This window comes from Sporosarcina sp. NCCP-2222, assembly GCF_023168145.1.
GTDB lineage: Bacteria > Bacillota > Bacilli > Bacillales_A > Planococcaceae > Sporosarcina.
Genome location: NZ_BQYK01000005.1, coordinates 193,257 through 211,870, shown reverse-complemented (window position 1 = coordinate 211,870; position 18,614 = coordinate 193,257). Strand labels below are relative to the sequence as shown.

The following is an 18,614-nucleotide window of genomic DNA, read 5'->3' as shown; positions in this document are numbered from 1 at the left end:
ACGACCACTTCGAAGAAGAGGATTTACGCAAAGCATGGTGGATGAACCGGGGGCTGATTGCTTGGTTCGAACGGGCAGATCATCGGATGAAGCTGCGCGTGGAGGTTGGCCCGCTGGAGCATGAAAAACGAGTGAAGCTTCTGAAGGCACTTCAGGTAAAGGGGATCGATGTGAAGGAGCAGGCATTTGAAGAAGGGCGCCAATACACGCGCATCTACATGGATGCCGAGTGTCCGGCCTCCTGGGATGACGTAGATTCGCTGATTCAAACGATGGAGCGGTTATATGAGAAAGAGACATTTCAGATTTTATTGAAGCAAATTGCAGAGGCTCTTCAAATGGATACGCAGCAGGAGCCAGTAGCTTTCGTCATGCACGAAGCACCCCTGGCCAAAGCATTTCAGGCATTCGCAGAGGAACATCACATCCAGACTGACCATTTCCTCGTTCATCCGAGCCTGCCATGTTTTATTGAGCCGGAATGGACAGACTTTCCTATGGACTATGAAATGACCGAAAGATATTGGCTCGGCCAACCGCTTATCGCCTGGTTCAGCAGAAGAAGTACTACGGTCCGTTTGATTGTAGAAGTCGGGCCATTGCCGTCTGAAAAGAGGAACGCCTTCCTGCAGAGACTCGAGGAACAGGGCATTCCGGTACGGGCTCTGGCTTATGAAGAGGGAAGGAAGTATACACGAATTTATTCGCGTGCAGTACCGGTAGCGAATTTGGAGGATGCGGCTGAGTTGAGAGGGGCTATGGAGCAGTTAGTTCGGAGCCATGAGTTTGAGATGTTGCGTGGGCAGGTTCAGCGGGCGATTGAGAAGTTAATCTAATATGGTCATTTTAAAGAGTGCGAGTCTGCAAGGATCCGCACTCTTTTTCTTTACTGAATTTAGGTGGAATAAACTTTTTCTTTAATAAAAGGAACTTATTTCATATTATATGATACTATTTAATTAATTAGAAAATAATGTAAGTGCCTATTGGGGGGAGTTCATGAAAGTGGATAATAGTATGATGGCAGAGTTTTATGAGGGGTTTTTTGTTGCCATTAAATTGTTTCTTGCTTCTAGTGTATTTCCTTTCTTCGCGGTATTCATCATACTGTCAGCTTTAGTGCAATGGAAAATGCCGGTTATCAAAGGAATAGTGGGGGAGTGGAAGGTCAAGTCAAAGCTCCGCAGCTTAGGTGAGGAATATAAGGTTTTTCATAATATCTATATTCCAAACGGGGAACATGGACTGACCCAAGTAGACCATATTGTGACATCTGCATACGGCCTCTTTGTTATTGAAACGAAGCATTACAGTGGTTGGATTTTTGGTGATGAATATAAACCGTTTTGGACACAAGTGATCTATAGACGGAAATCGAAGTTTTACAATCCGATTCGGCAAAACTACGGCCATATCCAGGCTTTAGCAGCATACATAGGAAAAGAAAATACAGCAGACATCCACTCCGTAATCGCATTCTCATCGAATTCCACTTTTAAATTCAACAAGAAATTTACAACAGCTCATGTAATACAATTTCCAGAATTACTAAGAACGATTTCACAATTCAAAGAGCATCGAATTAGCAAAATGGAACTCCAGCACATCAATGATAAACTAACTGAACTCTCCTCACTAGAAAAGAAGGATAGGAAAGAGCGTAAAGCTGAACATATGAAAAAGGTGAGACAAGCAAAGATAAGAATGTCAGCGGTCCCTATGAATATAGCTGAAACGAAAAAACAGGTTGTTTCAGATAAACCGAAAAGGTGTCCGAAATGCGATGGGCATTTAACATTAAAGTCGGGCAGGTATGGAAAGTTTTACGGGTGTAGTGGGTTTCCGGTGTGCCGGCATACGGAGAAACTAGGATAGAGTTTAACCAAAATTAGAGACTGAGCCTAAGCTCAATCTCAAAGTGTTCCAATGAAATTGACAAGTAATCCAATGGCCATACCAACTAAGACGGCAGCTATTAATTCCCAGGGTTTACTTTTCAATTCTTCATCCTTTCATCTTTTAATTTATTCTATTAAAAACTATAGCTGGTTATACAGAAGGAAAAGGATTTATGTAATATTTGATATACAAAGTTAATAGGCGATTTTGTTTGTCTTGTTTTAACCTGACAACGAATTTATATATAAGGAGGAAATGAAATGGCTAAAGGCGAGGCATATAAACAATTAGGAGAGTACTTGAAAAGACGTAATAAAGAACGAATTATCCTTACCTTTGAACAAATAGAGGGGATAATTGGTCGGATTTTACCTCAGTCAGCATACAAACATCCTGAACCTTGGTGGTCAAACAATTATGAACATTCTCAGGCAATTGCTTGGATGGATGCAGGCTATGAAACCGATTTTGTTACAGATACATATGCACTGCACAAAATAATATTTTGTAAAATTACTATATAAATTACACGATGGATATCTATATACATCATTAATCGGTTTATTTTGGAGAAGGATTCTATACAGAGATTTTTCACGAAGAAAGCAGGCTGTATCATGAATGAATAACAGCAGCTCATTGATGAAGTGAAGAAGTCATTAAACGATTTTAGTATTGGGGATTTTTATAAGTGGCCAAGCTTTTGAGGCATGCAATTAGTAAATAATAGATTAAACCGCAACGTATTTTGTCGTCATATTGTGTTCCATTATTAAGAAATAATCCATCCTTGAGTGCTAGCTCATAAAGGATGGATTATTTTATCTACGGAACTGATCTCCCTTGTGGGAAATCTATTCTTTATTGTCTCTCTTATATACATGCTCGCCTCTCTCTGTCCAGTCACCGAATGCCGTGAAGTTGAGGTTGAAAGTGTAGTAAATTTCCTTCACTTGCGGGGTGCTAAATAGAATTTCGTTCAACGTATCGATCAAGACACGCCGTTCTTCCCAAGCTGGAACGCCAATAAGATTTCCAAATGGGACGAAGTCGACGACGACTGTTCCTGTTTTATCAAGATAAATGCCGTATAGACCGTTTTTTAGATCAGAGCCGAAGATGTTATTATCAGCAAGCCACGCATCCACATTCTTCTCTAGCTCTTGGTTCCGCTCTCCCAATTCACTTGTCTTAAAGATTTTATCTTGGTACTCCATGAATTCTGGTTTTTCAAGCTGTTGAAAGGTAAGAATGGGTTTATTTTCGACTTCCTTCGTTTGGCGCCAAATGATTGTGTTACCGCGGATTGCTGGGGATTCAGCTAGACCTACCTGCTCTATCGTTTGACGGTAAGCCCATGAATATGAATAGATCCATCCGCCGCTTTCCCAGATGACATAGTCCTCACCAATCTCATAAGTGTTGATTTCACCTCGGAACAATTCCGTTTCTCGCGATCCAGCAATGGCGCCCATGAGTAGCCGGAAGTCGTTATTTCCGACATGTTCCATCCAAACAACATATTTATCGTTTAGCTTCGCTGATAGTGTTTCGACTTTATTGACGAACGTGGATTTTGTTTTTTTCTCTTCAATTGAATAGACAATAAACTCTTTGGATGTATTCGACCAGGCCAGATATTGGTCGGACAGTTTTGGCATTGGTTGGGATATTTCTGATTTCCCGGCTGTTTCAAGTTTACCTGTTTCCAAGTCATACAATTGGATGAGCATTTCTTCTGTTCCCTTGGCAGGTTCCGCCCAAGCGAGCTGATTCGCTCCAGTGCTCATTGTAATCCATGGTTTTTCACCGTTAGATATAGCGGTAAGTGGAACATCACTAGAATCGCGGATGACAATTTTTTTATGAGTCTTCCGGTTCATACCATAAATTCGCCATTCCTTCCTCCCATTTTTCTTTCCTGCTTCTACCCAAGTAAGCCATTCCGCGTTGATTTGCCCACCGTACACTTGAAATCCGCTTTTGGGACTAATGGAATCGACAATTTTTTTATCATGTAAACTGTATACATAGAGTTCCAATCCCCCAGAATCAGATTCAGTCGTTTCATTATTGCCAGACCAGATCGCCGTGTCCCCGTGAATATCTTGGAAAAGGATGTTAAGCATATCTGTTTCGATATCGCCAAGTATTGGGATGTCACCTTTCGGGCTAGTAGGATCAGGTACAGAGGGTGCATCGCTTTGAGGAGGTGCCTTCTGGGTAGGTTCCGCGTTTGTGAAGAAACCGAGCTCCTTCCCTACAAGACCGCCAAGAATAATGACGAATGCACAGACTGCAGCTCCTGTTAAAAGCAAAGGCCAAGGACGCAGCCGTATACGTGTCGTACCGTTTTCTATTCTGCGGATGCCTGCGCGTATTCTCTGTTTGTCGAGTTCCGTAAAATACGCAGTTGGTGAAATGACATCATCAATTTCCTTCTTTAAATCCTTTGCGTTTTTATCCATTCGCCTCGCTCCTCTCTGATTGCTCGAGTATTTTACGTAGCTTTTGTCGTCCACGATGGAGCCGCAACTTCACCGCACTTTCCCCGAGTTGAAGAATTTCGCTAATTTCTCGTACTGCCAAATCTCGATAGTAATACAGTAGAACTACTTCTCGGTACTTGACCGGCAATCGAAGCACTTCCTCTACAAGTTGTGCATTTTCCATCTTTATAACTGTTTCTTCATCAGGACTATGCCTGCTTGATTTCAATAAATCCATTATATTTTCTTGAATCGATAGTTTCCGTACATGCCAACTGCGCAAGTAATCCTTGCATTTATTCACCGCAATTGAATAAATCCACGTCTTAACGGACGAGTCACCCTTAAACGAATCCATTTTTAAATAGACCGTCAGAAAGATCTCCTGGGTTACGTCCTCCGTGGCGGCATGGTCTTTCACATACGTATAGACAAGGCGTTTGATCTCTTCGCCATAATCTGTCATGAGTTGTTCAATGTCCAGTTCCCGCTTCATGCCTCTGCCCCCTTGCTTATATGTTAGACGGAGCAGAACACATAGCGGTTACATTTGCCAGGGGGGAGAGGCCAGAAGAATGACTAGACTCTTTTGCATGCCTGACCTGAAAAAATACATATAGAAAGTGTTGAAGGGATAAGGAAGAGAGGAACGCATTTCTTCAATGACTTGAGAAACAAGGCATTCCAGCGCGTACGTGCATGTGAAGGGGGAGGAAATTTCCCCGACGATTATGGAGGATGTGGCTGAGATGAAAGCTGCTATGGCGCAGCTATAAGTTTGATGAATTGCTTGTACAGGTTCAGCGGGCGATAGAGGTACTATGATTCGGTACACAGATAATGAAGCATTTAAGAAGCTATGTGTTAGTTTCAGCTCATGATTATATCAGTAATGTAAGAAACTTCCATTTCTTATGAACGTCCTTTAGAGAAGATAATTATGGTAGAAATAAAAGACTTGAGAGGTTGAAAGATATGGTATTGAAAGAGTTTGCATCAAGCTTATTACTCATAATAAGTTGGTTACTATTTGCTTTAAGTGCCTACGCTCTTTATTGGTCGGTCGTAATTCCTGGACTGGCCCTTATTCCTTTTCTTGTTTTATTTGTCTCTGCCTTGCTAAGTATGTACTTGTCAATGAAACTTGTTGGTAAGAGGAGGGCTGGGTGAGACTCCCTTGAGAATTAATCAGTACGATACCAGGCACTGTTCTAGTGCCTGGTACTTGTTCAATTACGAATCAAAATCTGCTCAATATAATTCTCAATACGATTGGCTTGCCCAACAGATCCTAATTCCGTAAATAGTTGAATGGCCTTGCGCATGGTGGCAAGACCCTCTTCTTTATTTCCCAATCGCCATTCATAGGCACCTTTCAGATAGATTAGGTTCGTGCGCTCGAATAGTTTGTTTTCGGGGAGTGCGAGCTTGTTCAGATAGATAAAGAACTCGGCCAATTCATCCTTAAATCGCATCTCTCTGGAGAAATGATGGACAGGTCCCAATAGATATATAATGGTATTCATAAGGATGGTGCCGATGATTTCATTCACCTTTTGGTAATCCTGGTACCGGATGCTTTTTTCGTATGCGGTACGAGAGAGCTGGAGCACCAATTCTGGCTCCAGAAATAGCATCGTCGCATTATAGAGCAAAAATTCATAATGGCCCCACACTTCAACTGCGAAGAAGTAATCGGATAGCTTTTGAATGTCCTCTTTTTGTATTTCTTCCTCACCCATCGTTTTGTTGTCGATGATGCTTTCGTACACATCTAACATCAAGACATGATATTGGTACATGTCCACGCCGGATTTCTTCCACTTTTTCATTTCCTGCACTCTTAATTTTCGTAACTCCGCGGAATCGCTCTGTTTATATGCAAGGCTGACCGCTTTGAAAAACTGTTCGAGCTGGCTTGGCTGGAATTCATTGTGTACGAATAAAAACTCATCAAAACTCATCATCAATTTTTCCAAGATCATCGAAAACAGCCCAAGGGTCATATCAGAATCGCCCCGTTCAAATTTAGACAGGAATGAAATCGAGCAAATTCCCTCTGCCAATTCCTTCATCGTCAAGCTTTTTTGTTCCCTGATTTGCCGAAGTGTTTCCCCGTACGTTCGCATTTGTTCTCCTCAATTCCACTATATGAAAATTAAATAAATCCCTGTAAAGATTCACTATACAATGACTTTAAGATAATTCCATTATACAGAAGGAGGCGGCTACAATGGCTGACGAAAACCAATATATTGTAAAAAACGGAACCATTATTGATGTGGAAAATGGGAGATCATTTCTCGGATCGATTGAAATTGAAGGGACGAAGATTAAGAAGATATACAAGGCGGGTGAAAGTTTGCCAGAAAGCATTCGAACAATCGATGCAACTGGCACCTATATCATCCCGGGCCTGATCGATATGCATTGTCATATCCAAGAGGGGTTTGCACCGCACTTTTTGGCGTCTGGCGTGACGACAGTACGAAATCCAGCGAGTAATGTATTCATGATCAAGGACTTGCTTGGGGCTCCGCTAGATGCGCCGACGCCACGTGTTTTTACAGCAGATCGGATGATTGATGGGGAGCCTGGTCTTTGGGGGCCGACAAGCTTTGGGAACCTGGTCACGGAGGACCCTGAAGAAGATAGACAGGAAGTGAGAAGACAGGCTACAGTCGGTGCAAATTTTATCAAAGTCTATGGCTTGGCGAATAAAGAAGTAATCCAGGCAACTGTGGAAGAGGCGAGAAAATTTGATTTAGAAGTGGCCTGCGACTTGATTCATTCCCAACACGTTAGCGCGTTGGATGCTGCGAAGCTGGGTGTGACGTGGTTCGAACATGCTTCCGGATTTGTGCAGGCGATCTATCCAGGTTGGTATCCATCTGCTGACCAAGGGGAATGGAGCCATATCAATTGGGAAGAGCCCGATGAGGAGAAGATTAGAGATTTGTGTGAACAGATGCTTCGATACAATGTGAAGCTCTGTCCGACACTTGTCCTGATTGATCAGACGAATCAATATCCAAACATCTGGCATCCGAATAATGTGGTAACCAATTCACTTAAGGAACATGATATTTTAATGAGCCATTGGAGCAAGATGGAGGAACACGCAGAGTTAATCAAACAGCAGCTTGGCCAACAGCATACTTTCACGAAGATAGTGGCAAAAACCTATTTTGAACTTGGCGGCACAATTGTGGCTGGGACGGATACGCCTGCGCTCCTATACACCTTCCCAGGAATGGCGCTGCATCGAGAATTGGAACTGTTCCATGAAATCGGGATGACTGAAATGGAAGCGCTCCAGTCAACCACAATCCATGCGGCCCGATCCATCAAACTCGACAACATGGGAGCAATTAAAGAAGGATACATCGCCGATTTGCTCGTATTGAATGAAAATCCGTTGGAAGCAATCCAGCATACTAAAAGTATTCATCGCATTATGAAAGGTGGGAGAATGTATACCCAAGAAGAGATTCTGCAGCATGTTCCAAGCAAAGAGACGGTAGAGAAGAAAATGGCAGGATTCCAAGAGAGATGGAATGCTGTGATGGGGCAGGTGGAAATGGTTGATTAAATAAGCAGCCGCAACTAAGAATAAGTAAGCGGTCGAGCTGAACGAAATTGTGTAGATCTCTACCTTTTAGCCCGTCCGTCCTTACTAATGGCTGCATTATCAAGTTCCACAGTAGGGGGTTACCACCGACTCTGGGGAGTTTACCACCGTTTCTCGGAGTATTACCACCGACTTTCAGGGGATTACCACCGTTTCTCAGATCATTACCATCGACCTTCGGGGATTTACCACCGACCCTCAAGAGTTTACCACCGGTTGTCCCTTCAAAAAGTCGGCCGATTTTACTCATGGAACGCGGGACGAGTCGCAGAATAAAGACGAAGTAAAAAGCGCGGGGTGAATTTTTAAAATTGGGATGCTACGATAGTTGAATGGGGATCATAGAAAGAACGAAATGATACGATACGAAAGAAGGAACCTCTTATGACACAAAGCATCGAAGAACTAGCGATCCGCCATGCTCGACCTGAGGACGGAGCAGCCATTGTTGAGTTTTATAATGAAGTCGGCGGGGAAACGGATTATTTGTCTTTCGGACAGGGGGAGTATCCTCAAACTGCCGATGAGGTCGTTCGTTCAATTGAAGGAACGGCCAACTCTAGTGGCAGCTGCATGCTCCTCATGAAGGAGGGGGAACGGATTATCGGCATCGGTACCATCCATTCCAGCCCGAAATTTCGATTCAAGCATGTGGGGGTCCTCGGTATTGTTATCCGCCTATCGCATTGTGGCAACGGACTGGGCCGCCAGCTGATGAACGCTTTGATTGATTGGTCAAAAGGAAATGGTCTGACGAAGAAAATCACCCTCGTCACGCGCGCGGACAATGACCGCGCGATCGCTCTGTATGAAAAACTCGGTTTTCAGCAGGAAGGGATTTTCCGACAGGAATCGTTTGATGGAGAACGTTATTATGACAGCCTTTCTATGGCGCTTTTCTTGTAATGGGGAGTTTTTAGAAGGAGTCTCTGATTCGGATTGTAGAAGTTGAGGAGATCATTGAGGAAGTGGATCCTCTAGGACAAGATTTCATATAAACTTAAAGCCAATCCACTTAGCGGATTGGCTTTAAGTTTATACTAGGCTCCATCAGTTGTTCTTACTCTCATCGAAGTGGAATCGAAACCTCGTACTCCTTTAGCACCTTCAGTTCATGCATTTCGAACGTAACAAGCGTCAGTGGACCATCAGCTTTTTTGAACTCTTGTTCATAAATATTCGGCCGGATGCGCTCTGGGAGGGCCTTCTTGGATGACGTTAAATTGTTGCCAGCCTCGTCTTCCAGCCAAATTGTGTTGTACTGGAAATACCCATCGAATGGGAATTCACTATCGGATTCAAATGTCAGCACCATCCCGTCATCCTCATGTCGGATGGAATGGACGATGATCGAGCCCATCTCTCCTTGATCGACTGTGAGCGGCAGATGATCCGGTAGTAGTTCTTGTTCAATTTTCACAGGGGCCCCTGTATTAACAGGCAGGAGATACGGACTGACTGTCAATGCTTTGACGTCATCAGATAGCGGTTCATAGCGATATTCCATCTCAATTATATGTCTGCCATCCTTCGAGTCATCCCCTGTACCATAAGCGTCGAGTAATGTGAGTGCATTTCCCTGTTCATCCAGTAAGTTGAACTGTAGAAGGTGATCATCGACCATCATCAACGAAGAAGCATCCGGGGCAGAGATAGACAATGACAGCTTCGTGCCTGCGGGACCAATCTTCACATCATTTACAGTAATGATCTGGTCCTTGTAGGTTACGGTTTCTCCAGACGAAATAGTCGTCACAGCTTCCTTTGCTTTCTTCACAGGTATTGTGAAATTCCATGAGCCTTGTACGTCGTCTATATACCTTACTCCTATCTTCAGTTCAAATGAATCTGGCAGGCTTTCCACTGTGTGGATGTTGATAACCCCGGCATATTGTGTCTCGGCTAGTTGCTTTCCTGTCCTGCTGTCGCCAAAATTGATTTCCTTGCCGTCTACGAATAATTGCAATTCCCCTAACTGGTCAATTCGGCCTTTCTCTTCGGTACCTTCTTGAAGGTAACTTAGGGACAGTCGAGTTCCGTCATAATAGACATCCTCGATTGTCAGGCTAATCCCTTGATCCGTCACAGTTTGGCCGATGCCTTGTGAAAGCCCTCGTTCACTGGCGATGACCAATCCTAAATCACCAGCGAACTCGAAAATGGAATCGAAGACAGGCACTGACGACAGCATCCTCGCCATGGCGGGGGAGACGAATGCTGAACCGGCTGTCAGGAAAACAGCAACGGTTGCGGCGATAAAGAAAGGATACAGCTTCCTAGGTGGTTTCTTCTGCTGGTCTTTCGCCTTGCCTATTCCTGTTAGGATGGCCTGATCCAATTTCCCTTCCGGCACCTCAATTTTCTCAATTGCCCGTTTGACCTCGTGACTTGGTTCATTCATTGCTGCAAACCTCCTTATATGTCATTCTCAATTGGTTGACGGCACGATGTAGATTTGTCTTTACCGTGCCTTCTGGACAATCCAGTACATCCGCAATTTGCGGGATAGTTAAATCCTGATAGAATCTCAGTAAGATAACTGACTTATATTTTTCCTCCAGTTGCCCAATGGCTTTTTGTAAATCGAGTACGTCTTCCTGCGACTTGGGAGGTTCGGCTTCGATCCTTTCCAACATGTCCTTCTCGATTGGTACTACTTTGCTGTTTTTTTGAATGAAATCGAGTGCGGAATTAATTAGAATTCTTGTGAGCCATGTTGAAAAATAGGCCGATTCTTTTACACTCCCCACTCCCCGGTAAGCTTTATAAATCGTCTCTTGCACGATATCGAGAGCATCTGTTTCATTTCGTACGTAAATAAATGCCATACGATATAATTTATCCTTTTCCACATCAATCAGTTTCAAGAAAGCCTCTTCATTGCCTGTCTGGGCTTTCTTCAGTAATTTTTCATACTTCATGAGGCCACTCCTTTCGTCCGGACACCAGTTAGACCCGCAGCGGACCATTTTCGTTTCAAAAGAATTTGGTTATTCTCTGCAAAAGTGATTACATCAAGTATCTGGCTTTTTACATCTGTACTCTAGCAATTTGATGTCAAATTTATGTATTGCCAGTGAACATTACTTGAATTACAATTCCAAATCATTTAAACGTTAAACCTTTTTGATATAATGAAAGAAGTAGTATATCAAAAGGACAGGTGATCATAATGGAGCGTTTACAGGGCAAAGTAGCTATCATTACGGGAAGTGCCGCAGGCATCGGGAAAGAGATTGCCAAAGCGTTTGCGAAAGAGGGCGCGAAAGTGGTCATTGCTGATTTCAATGAAGAAGCGATGAAGCAGACGGTGGAAGAATTTAAGGAAATCGGGTTTGGGGTGCATGGCGTTGCGGTGAACGTAGCGAAGCGGGAAGACGTGGAACGCATGGTGCAGGAGACGATTGAAACGTTTGGCAAAGCGGATATTCTCGTCAATAACGCGGGTGTTGGCGATAATATGCAGGCGGCTGCGAATGTGGAGGATGCGACTTGGAACCGTGTAATGGACATTAATGTAAATGGGGTCATGCACGGACTTCGTAGTATCATTCCTCATTTCATTGAAAACGGGGGCGGCACGATATTGAATATGGCTTCGATTGCCGGTTTGACAGGCGGACGCGGAGGTCTTGCATATACAGCTGCGAAGCATGCGGTTGTCGGGATGACGAAAAACGTGGCATCCCAGTACGGACCGCAAAACATCCGCTGCAACGCAATCGCTCCAGCGAATATTGATACGGGATTTGCACAGACGATGACGAACGTGGATCCGTTTGGCATGGAAGTCGCAATACGCGGCATTAAATTGCTGCCGAAATCTGGACAAGTTCAGGACATTGCCAACATTGCTTTGTTCCTCGCATCCGATGAATCGGCTTATATTAACGGGGTTGCGTTGGCGGCAGACGCGGGCTGGAGTGCATACTAAGTTCAGCTAGAATAAATGAAAAGCTTTTCGGAAACCGGAAATGTTCGGTTATCCGGGAAGCTTTTTATTATATTAATTCTTAGAAATTGTGAACCATCAAAGCGACAATGATTCTATAAGCAAAATGATAGTAGAGACTTGTTTATTACCCATTAATGAAACTTATAACTCATTGAGAACGTATCAATTTTAGATCTGTTGTTGTTCATCAGTGTACAAATGGATGGAGTGAAATTGTGAAGAAATTATTATTTATGTTTATTATACTAATTGCATCTTTACTTGTAAGCGGATGTAATAATAACTCTGTAAATCAAATTAAAGCGGATTACTTTGATATTGGTTTTGGACAGAGTTTGTACGAGGGATATAACAAAATAGATAAAGAAACTGTTCAGTCACTTGTGAAGGCTTACAATCAAATAGAATATAGTGGACAAACAAACCAACAAATTAATAATGAAAAGGCGATCACGATAACATTTATCTATAGTGACCAAATTTCAGGCATTTTAGTGATAGATGATAAGGGGATTTTTCATCTGAAAGATAGTTCTGTAAATTATCAAATTGAACCAAATAATACTATATACGAACAAGCAATGGAAATATATAACGATGTGAAGAAACAATATTGAATTTGGGGGATAAGGGAGTTATCTTGGAGTATTCGCACAATAAAATCGACACTTCAATAGCTGAATAACAATAAAGAAAAGGACATATTTACGGTCCTTTTTCATAATAATAGATTTATCAACAATATTAATTAACAGAGCCTATTATAAAAGTAAATTTTGATTAAGAAGTGGCATTTCATTTCAAGGAGGTATGGGATTTGAAAATCAATAGAATAGATCATGTGAGCATAAACGTGCATGATCTGTCAGCGGCGAAAGCGTTTTTCGTTGAGTTAGGGCTTGAAGTGCAAGCGGAATGGGAATTAGACGGGGAACAGTTGGACCGGATTGTTGGACTGACAAATGTAAGAACGGCTTGCGTAGGTTTGGGGACGCCGGATGGTCAGACATGGATCGAGCTGGTTAAATTTTATTCGCCGTCGGACGAACAAAAGATGCAACAACCCTTAGCCAATACGCTGGGCCTCCGGCATATTTGCTTTGCTGTTGAGGATATTGATGGCATTGTCGAAAAGCTGCAAAAGAACGGCGCGGAAATCTTTAGTGAGATCGAGCAATATGAACAAAGCTATAAGTTATGCTACGTTCGTGGTCCAGAGGGCATTATTTTAGAGCTGGCGGAGGAAATCAAGTAAAAAGACACTTGGCCGAAAAAAGGCCAAGTGTCTTTATCTGTGTTCTGCAGGATTCAATCTGTAGGCGAAACAAGGAACATAAGTAATATTACAGCTTGGTGGACAGGCAACTAGTCTCTCTTACTGAGGCGAGTCCGCAAGTTGCTTCAACTAAAATTTCTTTTAAAAGATTTGAAACTTTTTCTGAAAAACGCCGTCTGTAGGGTGCTTAGTTTTTCGGAGTGACTTTAATATGGTTTAATGGAGGAAATATGCCGGTATGGCGTGATAGAAAAATAGGTACTTGCCATGGCTATAGAAATGAGTGAGTAACGAAATGCATGAAATGGAGCAAGTGATGAATGAGCATACGCGCTATTTGGTGCGAATCGCTTATTTGTATGTAAAGAATTGGTCGACTGCCGAGGATATTGTGCAAGAAGTGTTTGTGACCTATTTTCAAAAGAGCGACCAGTTTCGCAAGGATGCATCTCTCAAAACGTATTTGACAAAAATGACAGCCAATCGGTCAAAGGATTATTTGCGTTCATGGAAGCATAAGAAAGATATGCTTCTTAGCGCAGCTTTCTCTTCTACTAAAGGGGCGGAAGATGAATTGCTTGAACAGGAGCAGCTGATATCTCTCCGGAAACATCTTTTCCAACTTCCGCTGAAGTACCGGGAGCCGTTGATTTTATATTATTACGACGAGCAGTCCATCGCGGAAATTGCGAGTTATTTGGAGCTGAATGAAAACACCGTGAAAACGAGATTGCGGAGAGCGAAACAGCAGCTCAAGGAGTTTTTTGAGGAAGAAGACGAGGAGGTGACGAGCAATGAGTGATATGAAACGCAAACTGGATCGGATGATGGGGGATACATCCGAGCAGGAAAGGCGCATCAAACAAGGTGTGCAAAATAGATTACGGCCGTCTGCCAGAAAGTCTTCGTGGAAGGTGGCGATGGTCTCACTAGCGCTTCCGGCCATCGCACTGCTATTATTCATTTCAATGAACCCTGCCAATCTGTTTTCTTCTGACCAGGGGCCAGGAACGCCGTATGATCCGCTAGACGATTTAGCGCGGATCTCCGCTTTTCAAAAAAAGCAGCAGCTATCCGCTGTTGATGTTGAGGAGTTTGCCAAACTGCCGAATTTTGATGCAGTGGATGGTCTGTATTACGTGGATCCTGAACCTTTCAGCAGGAAGGGAAGTTCCGAAACGTTCCATACAGTTATCGAACGCAAAGCGGATATCTATGATCGAGCAGCCTACCAGGCGGGCGATGTAGTGCGGACAATGACCGATACGACAAGTCATTTGCCGACATATAAAGATGTCTATTATGAAGTGATTGCGGTACCCGGAGACCGGGTTAAGTTGCAGGACGGGGTGCTGAAGATTAATGGCGAACCTCTCCAAACTGAACTGATGGATCGTTACAAAGAGCATAACGTGCGAATTGCAGGAGGCTATGATCAAGTGCTGAATGCTCGAGAGTATCTGCTCCTGAACCATTTCCCTGCGGATCGAACCGTGCAGGGGGCGACCATCACGCCTGTACATAAAATTTATGGACAAGTGGCCGGCATCGCAACAGAAGAGCGCACGACTTCAATCTATATGGATTATCTTGTAGAGCGGCAGGATGGTGTCTACTCGCCGGAGCAATATTTTGATCTCTATTTGTATGATGCACTGTTGGGTGACAAGAGATGGCCGCAACCAACTGCACTTTCGAACACAACTCGGTTAGGGGAGTTGTTTGTAGAGGCGTCTTACCGGAATGTGACGCAAGTAGCTGGCAATCAAATAGAAATTCGTTATCAGTATGGACGTGAAGGTGTCGCTGACCGTGCGTTTTCTATGACACAGGATCCAGGCTCAGGTCAGTGGATGATTGAAGAATAGGAAAGAAACCGGAAAGGGGGTGGTTGCCGTACGGGCTTCCGGAAGTCACTATCTTTTGTAAATCAGTTTGACGCTGTCCAGTAAAACAAGCCGTCAACCAACCGCTCATCATATGGGAATGTCAATCTGGTTTGCAGCATTTACAAGTGTGATTCGTAACACGATACGCAGTATTTCATTAAGGGAAGCTGCTCATGGGAGTTGTGTTGCGATATATCAAAGGAAGCCATGCAGTCTGCTTTGCAAGGATTATATGCCCGTCACGACATTGGATACTTGAGAACCTCATACCACGGTTTTATGATAATCCGCCGGCTTTGTTCATGAAAATGGAACAAGCCGGCGGAATTTTTGTTAGAGTCGAACGGATTTGAAGAGCAGCTATACTATTGAACCAAAAACATTCCGCGCAATGTAAAGTACTCAAAGACCAGAACCCTCATCGCCCATACTCTTCTTCCAATCAACCTTTCCGCTCAAAAATTACTGGTACCCGCGCATACCCCCACCAAATTCGCTCATAAGTTTGTTCCATTCGCGCATAAGTTTCATCCACCCGCGCATAACTCCCTTCAATCCACGCATAACACCTAAAATCCGCGCATACTCCCCGATCCTAAGCTTGCTCTGCCTCCAGTATGTATTGAGCCCCAACAAGCAACTCGTCTCAAATGGCCCGCCTCGTTTTAATAAAAGATTATGTAACTCGCCGAATGATCCTGCGACAGGAAAAAAGGAGTATTCATACGGCCTTTTTCTCGTACTTTCGATGCTGATTTTGTTTGGCTTGTCAGGATTTACTATTGTAAAATAGCGAAATTAAGATAAAATAATAAAATATGTTCAAGCAACGAATCATGTCGTGAAAACGGATTCATACTTGAATGCTACATTTATTCTGATTATAGAAAGCGAAGTGTTTCAACATGTATGACATCTATCAGAGTTTTATTGGGAGTTTCAGTACGTGGCTGTATAGTTACATTCTCATTATCTTGTTAATTGGTGCAGGCTTGTACTTCACAATCCGTACAAAGTTTGTCCAGTTCCGTTTCTTTAAAGAATCCATCAAGCTGGTAGCGGAGCCGAAAGAGGATAAAAACTCGATTTCCGCATTTGAGGCACTGATGGTATCCACTGCCTCCCGCGTTGGTGTTGGGAATATCGCAGGGGTATCTACTGCGATTGTGTTAGGGGGCGCAGGCTCTGTATTTTGGATGTGGATGATCGCCATTATCGGAGGCGCTTCGGCATTCATTGAAAGTACGTTGGCTCAAATTTATAAAGTTCGTGATAAGGATGGAGGCTCGTTTGGTGGGCCGGCTTATTATATCCAAGCGGCACTCAAGAGCCGTTTCTTAGGCGTTGTCTTCGCAGTGGCCTTGATTTTGACGTATATGGGCGGTTTCAACATGGTTGCCGCATTTAATATTTCTTCTGCATTTGAAGGTTTTGGCTTTTATAATTCTTCTACACCAGTGATTGTTGGTGCTATCTTGGCGGTGCTTACAGGACTCAGTATTTTTAGAGGCGGCAAAACGCTGAGCAAGATTACAAGTATCCTCGTTCCTGTCATGGCAATTTCTTATATTGTCGTTGCATTGATCATTGTAGTGACTCACTTGAACCTTGTGCCAAGCATGTTTGTCTCAATCTTTGAACAAGCATTTGATTTTAAATCCGCATTTGGCGGTTTTGCAGGTTCTGCTATCATGCACGGTATCAAACGTGGTCTTTATTCGAACGAAGCGGGGGTAGGTTCTGCTCCGAACGCTGCTGCATCTGCAAGTGTATCCCACCCAGTGAAACAAGGGCTTGTCCAAATGCTATCTGTTTTCATCGATACATTGTTGATTTGTACAGCTACTGCTTTCATGCTTTTGAGCTCAGGTGTTACACCGACAGAGGAACTGAAAGGTGTGCCATTTGCACAAGCAGCAGTTTCTACGACATTTGGTGATTTTGGTATTTGGTTCATTACCTTTGCGTTATTCTGTTTCGCCTTCACAACGATTATCGGAAATTTCTTCTACGCAGAATCGAATCTTAAGTACCTGAACAAGAAGAGTGTAGGGAAAACAGGACTCATGATTTTCCGTTTGGCTGCGGTTGTCATTGTATTCTTCGGCGCACAGCTCGACTTCTCCATTGCTTGGGATACTGCAGATGTCTTGATGGGGATTATGGCTTTGATCAATATTCCAATTATCTTGATTCTCGGACGCACAGCCTTCAAATGTTTGGATGATTATACGAAACAGAAGAAGGAAGGCAAAAACCCGGTCTTCAAAGCGAAATCAATCGGGCTTAAAGAGAAAACTGATTTCTGGAATTAAATTCGGATTAGAGGGTTTGTACCATGTATCCATTGGTTTGTGTGAATAAACAACATCTGCTTGAAAATGTCCGTGCAGTTACGGCACTCTGTGCAGAGAAAAATATAGAAGTGACAGGTGTAACAAAGGTGTTTGGCGCTGATCCTCAAATTGCAAGCGTCTATGTGGAAGGCGGCGTTAAACGGCTTGGCGATTCTCGAATCGAGAATTTGAAACAGCTGCAAGGCGGTGAGGTAGAAAAATGGCTGATCCGTCCGCCAATGCTGTCGGAAGTCGAAGATCTGGTTGCCTTTGCTGATGCTTCACTGAATTCGGAGCTTGTTACGATTCAGGCGATTAATGACGCCGCAATGAAAAAGGGCACACAGCATCGCATCATTCTTATGGTGGACCTTGGTGATATTCGAGAAGGCTTTATTGACCATGACGAGCTACTCGAAGTAGCGGCAGAAACTGAAAAGATGCCGGGAGTTCACCTGTACGGTATCGGTGTGAACCTGACTTGTTTTTCATTCGTCCAATCCGATGAAGAAAAGATGGGGACGCTTGAGAAATTAGCGGCTGCCATTAGCGAACGGATCGGCAGAGAGTTAGAAGTGGTCAGCGGCGGGAACTCGGCTACGCTGGACCTCATGTTGCGAGACGGCATCCCAGCAGGCGTCAATAATTTACGGCTGGGCGAGTCCCTCCTTTTCGGTAAGGAACGGGCCAAGTATACGTATTTGCCTGGAACTCACCGAGACGTTTTCACTCTTCAATGTGAGATTGTCGAAGTGAAGGAGAAGCCTTCTATGCCATGGGGGGAAATTGGCGTTGATTCGTATGGAAACACGCCGTCTTTCATTGATAGAGGCATGAGGAAAAAAGCGATTTGCGCTATTGGAAAGCAAGACTTTGATGTGGAAACATCGACATCCACCGATTCTGGACTTATTGTGCTCGGAGCCAGCTCCGATCATCTGATGGTAGATGTGACGGACAGTGAAAAGGACTACCAGGTTGGGGATCTCATCGAGTTTCACTTAGGGTATTTTTCCACGATGCGGGCCTTTACTTCCAAATATGTGACAAAGCAATATATTGGGTAAGCGGAAGACACCAGACGACATAGGAGCGTCTGGTGTCTTTTTATAAAGGCTGCATTGGTGAATACCTCAAAA

Annotated in this window: 16 protein-coding genes and 2 pseudogenes; 13 read left to right on the top strand and 5 right to left on the bottom strand. The window is 43.6% G+C overall.

Annotation, left to right across the window (positions count from 1 at the left end):
* The 3 genes and pseudogenes from NCCP2222_RS12890 to NCCP2222_RS12880 all read left to right on the top strand — a co-directional run.
* A pseudogene (locus NCCP2222_RS12890) lies at positions 1 to 836 on the top strand (hypothetical protein); the annotation flags it as partial.
* A 163-nt stretch (positions 837 to 999) separates the two neighbouring features.
* Positions 1,000 to 1,875, top strand: a complete 876-nt coding sequence (locus NCCP2222_RS12885) for an NERD domain-containing protein (RefSeq protein WP_248512755.1) — start codon at positions 1,000 to 1,002, stop codon at positions 1,873 to 1,875.
* Positions 1,876 to 2,159: 284 nt separating this feature from the next.
* Positions 2,160 to 2,423: a DUF7662 domain-containing protein gene (locus tag NCCP2222_RS12880; RefSeq protein ID WP_248512754.1), complete on the top strand. Its 264-nt coding sequence runs from the start codon at positions 2,160 to 2,162 to the stop codon at positions 2,421 to 2,423.
* Between the two features lie 330 nt (positions 2,424 to 2,753).
* Here the strand turns inward: NCCP2222_RS12880 and NCCP2222_RS12875 are convergent, their stop codons facing one another.
* The 3 genes from NCCP2222_RS12875 to NCCP2222_RS12865 all read right to left on the bottom strand — a co-directional run bounded on the left by NCCP2222_RS12875 (position 2,754) and on the right by NCCP2222_RS12865 (position 6,517).
* Positions 2,754 to 4,367 carry a hypothetical protein gene (locus NCCP2222_RS12875; protein WP_248512753.1) on the bottom strand — a complete coding sequence of 538 codons (1,614 nt, stop codon included), beginning with the start codon at positions 4,365 to 4,367 and terminating at the stop codon, positions 2,754 to 2,756.
* The gene (locus NCCP2222_RS12870) at positions 4,360 to 4,884 is read right to left on the bottom strand and encodes a sigma-70 family RNA polymerase sigma factor (RefSeq protein WP_248512752.1); all 525 of its coding nucleotides are present in this window, start codon (positions 4,882 to 4,884) and stop codon (positions 4,360 to 4,362) included. Before NCCP2222_RS12870 ends, NCCP2222_RS12875 begins: the two co-directional genes overlap by 8 nt.
* 733 nt (positions 4,885 to 5,617) lie before the next feature.
* A complete protein-coding gene (locus NCCP2222_RS12865; RefSeq protein ID WP_248512751.1) occupies positions 5,618 to 6,517 on the bottom strand; it encodes a helix-turn-helix domain-containing protein in 900 nt (299 codons plus the stop codon).
* A 104-nt stretch (positions 6,518 to 6,621) separates the two neighbouring features.
* On the opposite strand from NCCP2222_RS12865, the gene NCCP2222_RS12860 reads away from it, so the two are divergent.
* Together NCCP2222_RS12860 and NCCP2222_RS12855 are read left to right on the top strand one after the other, a co-directional pair.
* Positions 6,622 to 7,980 (top strand): amidohydrolase family protein, encoded by a 1,359-nt coding sequence (locus NCCP2222_RS12860; RefSeq protein WP_248512750.1) that lies wholly within the window; start codon positions 6,622 to 6,624, stop codon positions 7,978 to 7,980.
* Positions 7,981 to 8,403: 423 nt separating this feature from the next.
* Complete coding sequence (locus tag NCCP2222_RS12855; RefSeq protein WP_248512749.1) at positions 8,404 to 8,925, top strand: GNAT family N-acetyltransferase; 522 nt, start codon at positions 8,404 to 8,406, stop codon at positions 8,923 to 8,925.
* Between the two features lie 160 nt (positions 8,926 to 9,085).
* Here the strand turns inward: NCCP2222_RS12855 and NCCP2222_RS12850 are convergent, their stop codons facing one another.
* Both NCCP2222_RS12850 and NCCP2222_RS12845 read right to left on the bottom strand, forming a co-directional pair.
* Positions 9,086 to 10,420 carry a DUF4179 domain-containing protein gene (locus tag NCCP2222_RS12850; RefSeq protein WP_248512748.1) on the bottom strand — a complete coding sequence of 445 codons (1,335 nt, stop codon included), beginning with the start codon at positions 10,418 to 10,420 and terminating at the stop codon, positions 9,086 to 9,088.
* Positions 10,413 to 10,940 (bottom strand): sigma-70 family RNA polymerase sigma factor, encoded by a 528-nt coding sequence (locus tag NCCP2222_RS12845; protein ID WP_248512747.1) that lies wholly within the window; start codon positions 10,938 to 10,940, stop codon positions 10,413 to 10,415. The genes NCCP2222_RS12850 and NCCP2222_RS12845 overlap by 8 nt, the downstream gene beginning before the upstream one ends.
* A gap of 251 nt (positions 10,941 to 11,191) precedes the next feature.
* Between NCCP2222_RS12845 and NCCP2222_RS12840 the strand changes: the two genes are divergently transcribed.
* The 8 genes and pseudogenes from NCCP2222_RS12840 to NCCP2222_RS12805 all read left to right on the top strand — a co-directional run bounded on the left by NCCP2222_RS12840 (position 11,192) and on the right by NCCP2222_RS12805 (position 18,542).
* Positions 11,192 to 11,953 carry a glucose 1-dehydrogenase gene (locus NCCP2222_RS12840; RefSeq protein ID WP_248512746.1) on the top strand — a complete coding sequence of 254 codons (762 nt, stop codon included), beginning with the start codon at positions 11,192 to 11,194 and terminating at the stop codon, positions 11,951 to 11,953.
* Positions 11,954 to 12,029: 76 nt separating this feature from the next.
* Positions 12,030 to 12,146, top strand: a pseudogene (locus tag NCCP2222_RS12835) (IS1595 family transposase); the annotation flags it as partial.
* A 43-nt stretch (positions 12,147 to 12,189) separates the two neighbouring features.
* Positions 12,190 to 12,591 carry a hypothetical protein gene (locus tag NCCP2222_RS12830; RefSeq protein WP_248512745.1) on the top strand — a complete coding sequence of 134 codons (402 nt, stop codon included), beginning with the start codon at positions 12,190 to 12,192 and terminating at the stop codon, positions 12,589 to 12,591.
* A gap of 200 nt (positions 12,592 to 12,791) precedes the next feature.
* Positions 12,792 to 13,229, top strand: coding sequence for a VOC family protein (locus NCCP2222_RS12825; protein WP_248512744.1), 438 nt, complete (start codon positions 12,792 to 12,794; stop codon positions 13,227 to 13,229).
* 316 nt (positions 13,230 to 13,545) lie between these two features.
* Positions 13,546 to 14,052, top strand: coding sequence for a sigma-70 family RNA polymerase sigma factor (locus tag NCCP2222_RS12820; RefSeq protein WP_248512743.1), 507 nt, complete (start codon positions 13,546 to 13,548; stop codon positions 14,050 to 14,052).
* Positions 14,045 to 15,118 carry a S26 family signal peptidase gene (locus NCCP2222_RS12815; RefSeq protein ID WP_248512742.1) on the top strand — a complete coding sequence of 358 codons (1,074 nt, stop codon included), beginning with the start codon at positions 14,045 to 14,047 and terminating at the stop codon, positions 15,116 to 15,118. The genes NCCP2222_RS12820 and NCCP2222_RS12815 overlap by 8 nt, the downstream gene beginning before the upstream one ends.
* 926 nt (positions 15,119 to 16,044) lie before the next feature.
* Positions 16,045 to 17,454 (top strand): alanine/glycine:cation symporter family protein, encoded by a 1,410-nt coding sequence (locus tag NCCP2222_RS12810; RefSeq protein ID WP_248512741.1) that lies wholly within the window; start codon positions 16,045 to 16,047, stop codon positions 17,452 to 17,454.
* 23 nt (positions 17,455 to 17,477) lie between these two features.
* A complete protein-coding gene (locus tag NCCP2222_RS12805; protein WP_248512740.1) occupies positions 17,478 to 18,542 on the top strand; it encodes an alanine/ornithine racemase family PLP-dependent enzyme in 1,065 nt (354 codons plus the stop codon).
* Positions 18,543 to 18,614: the final 72 nt, after the last annotated feature.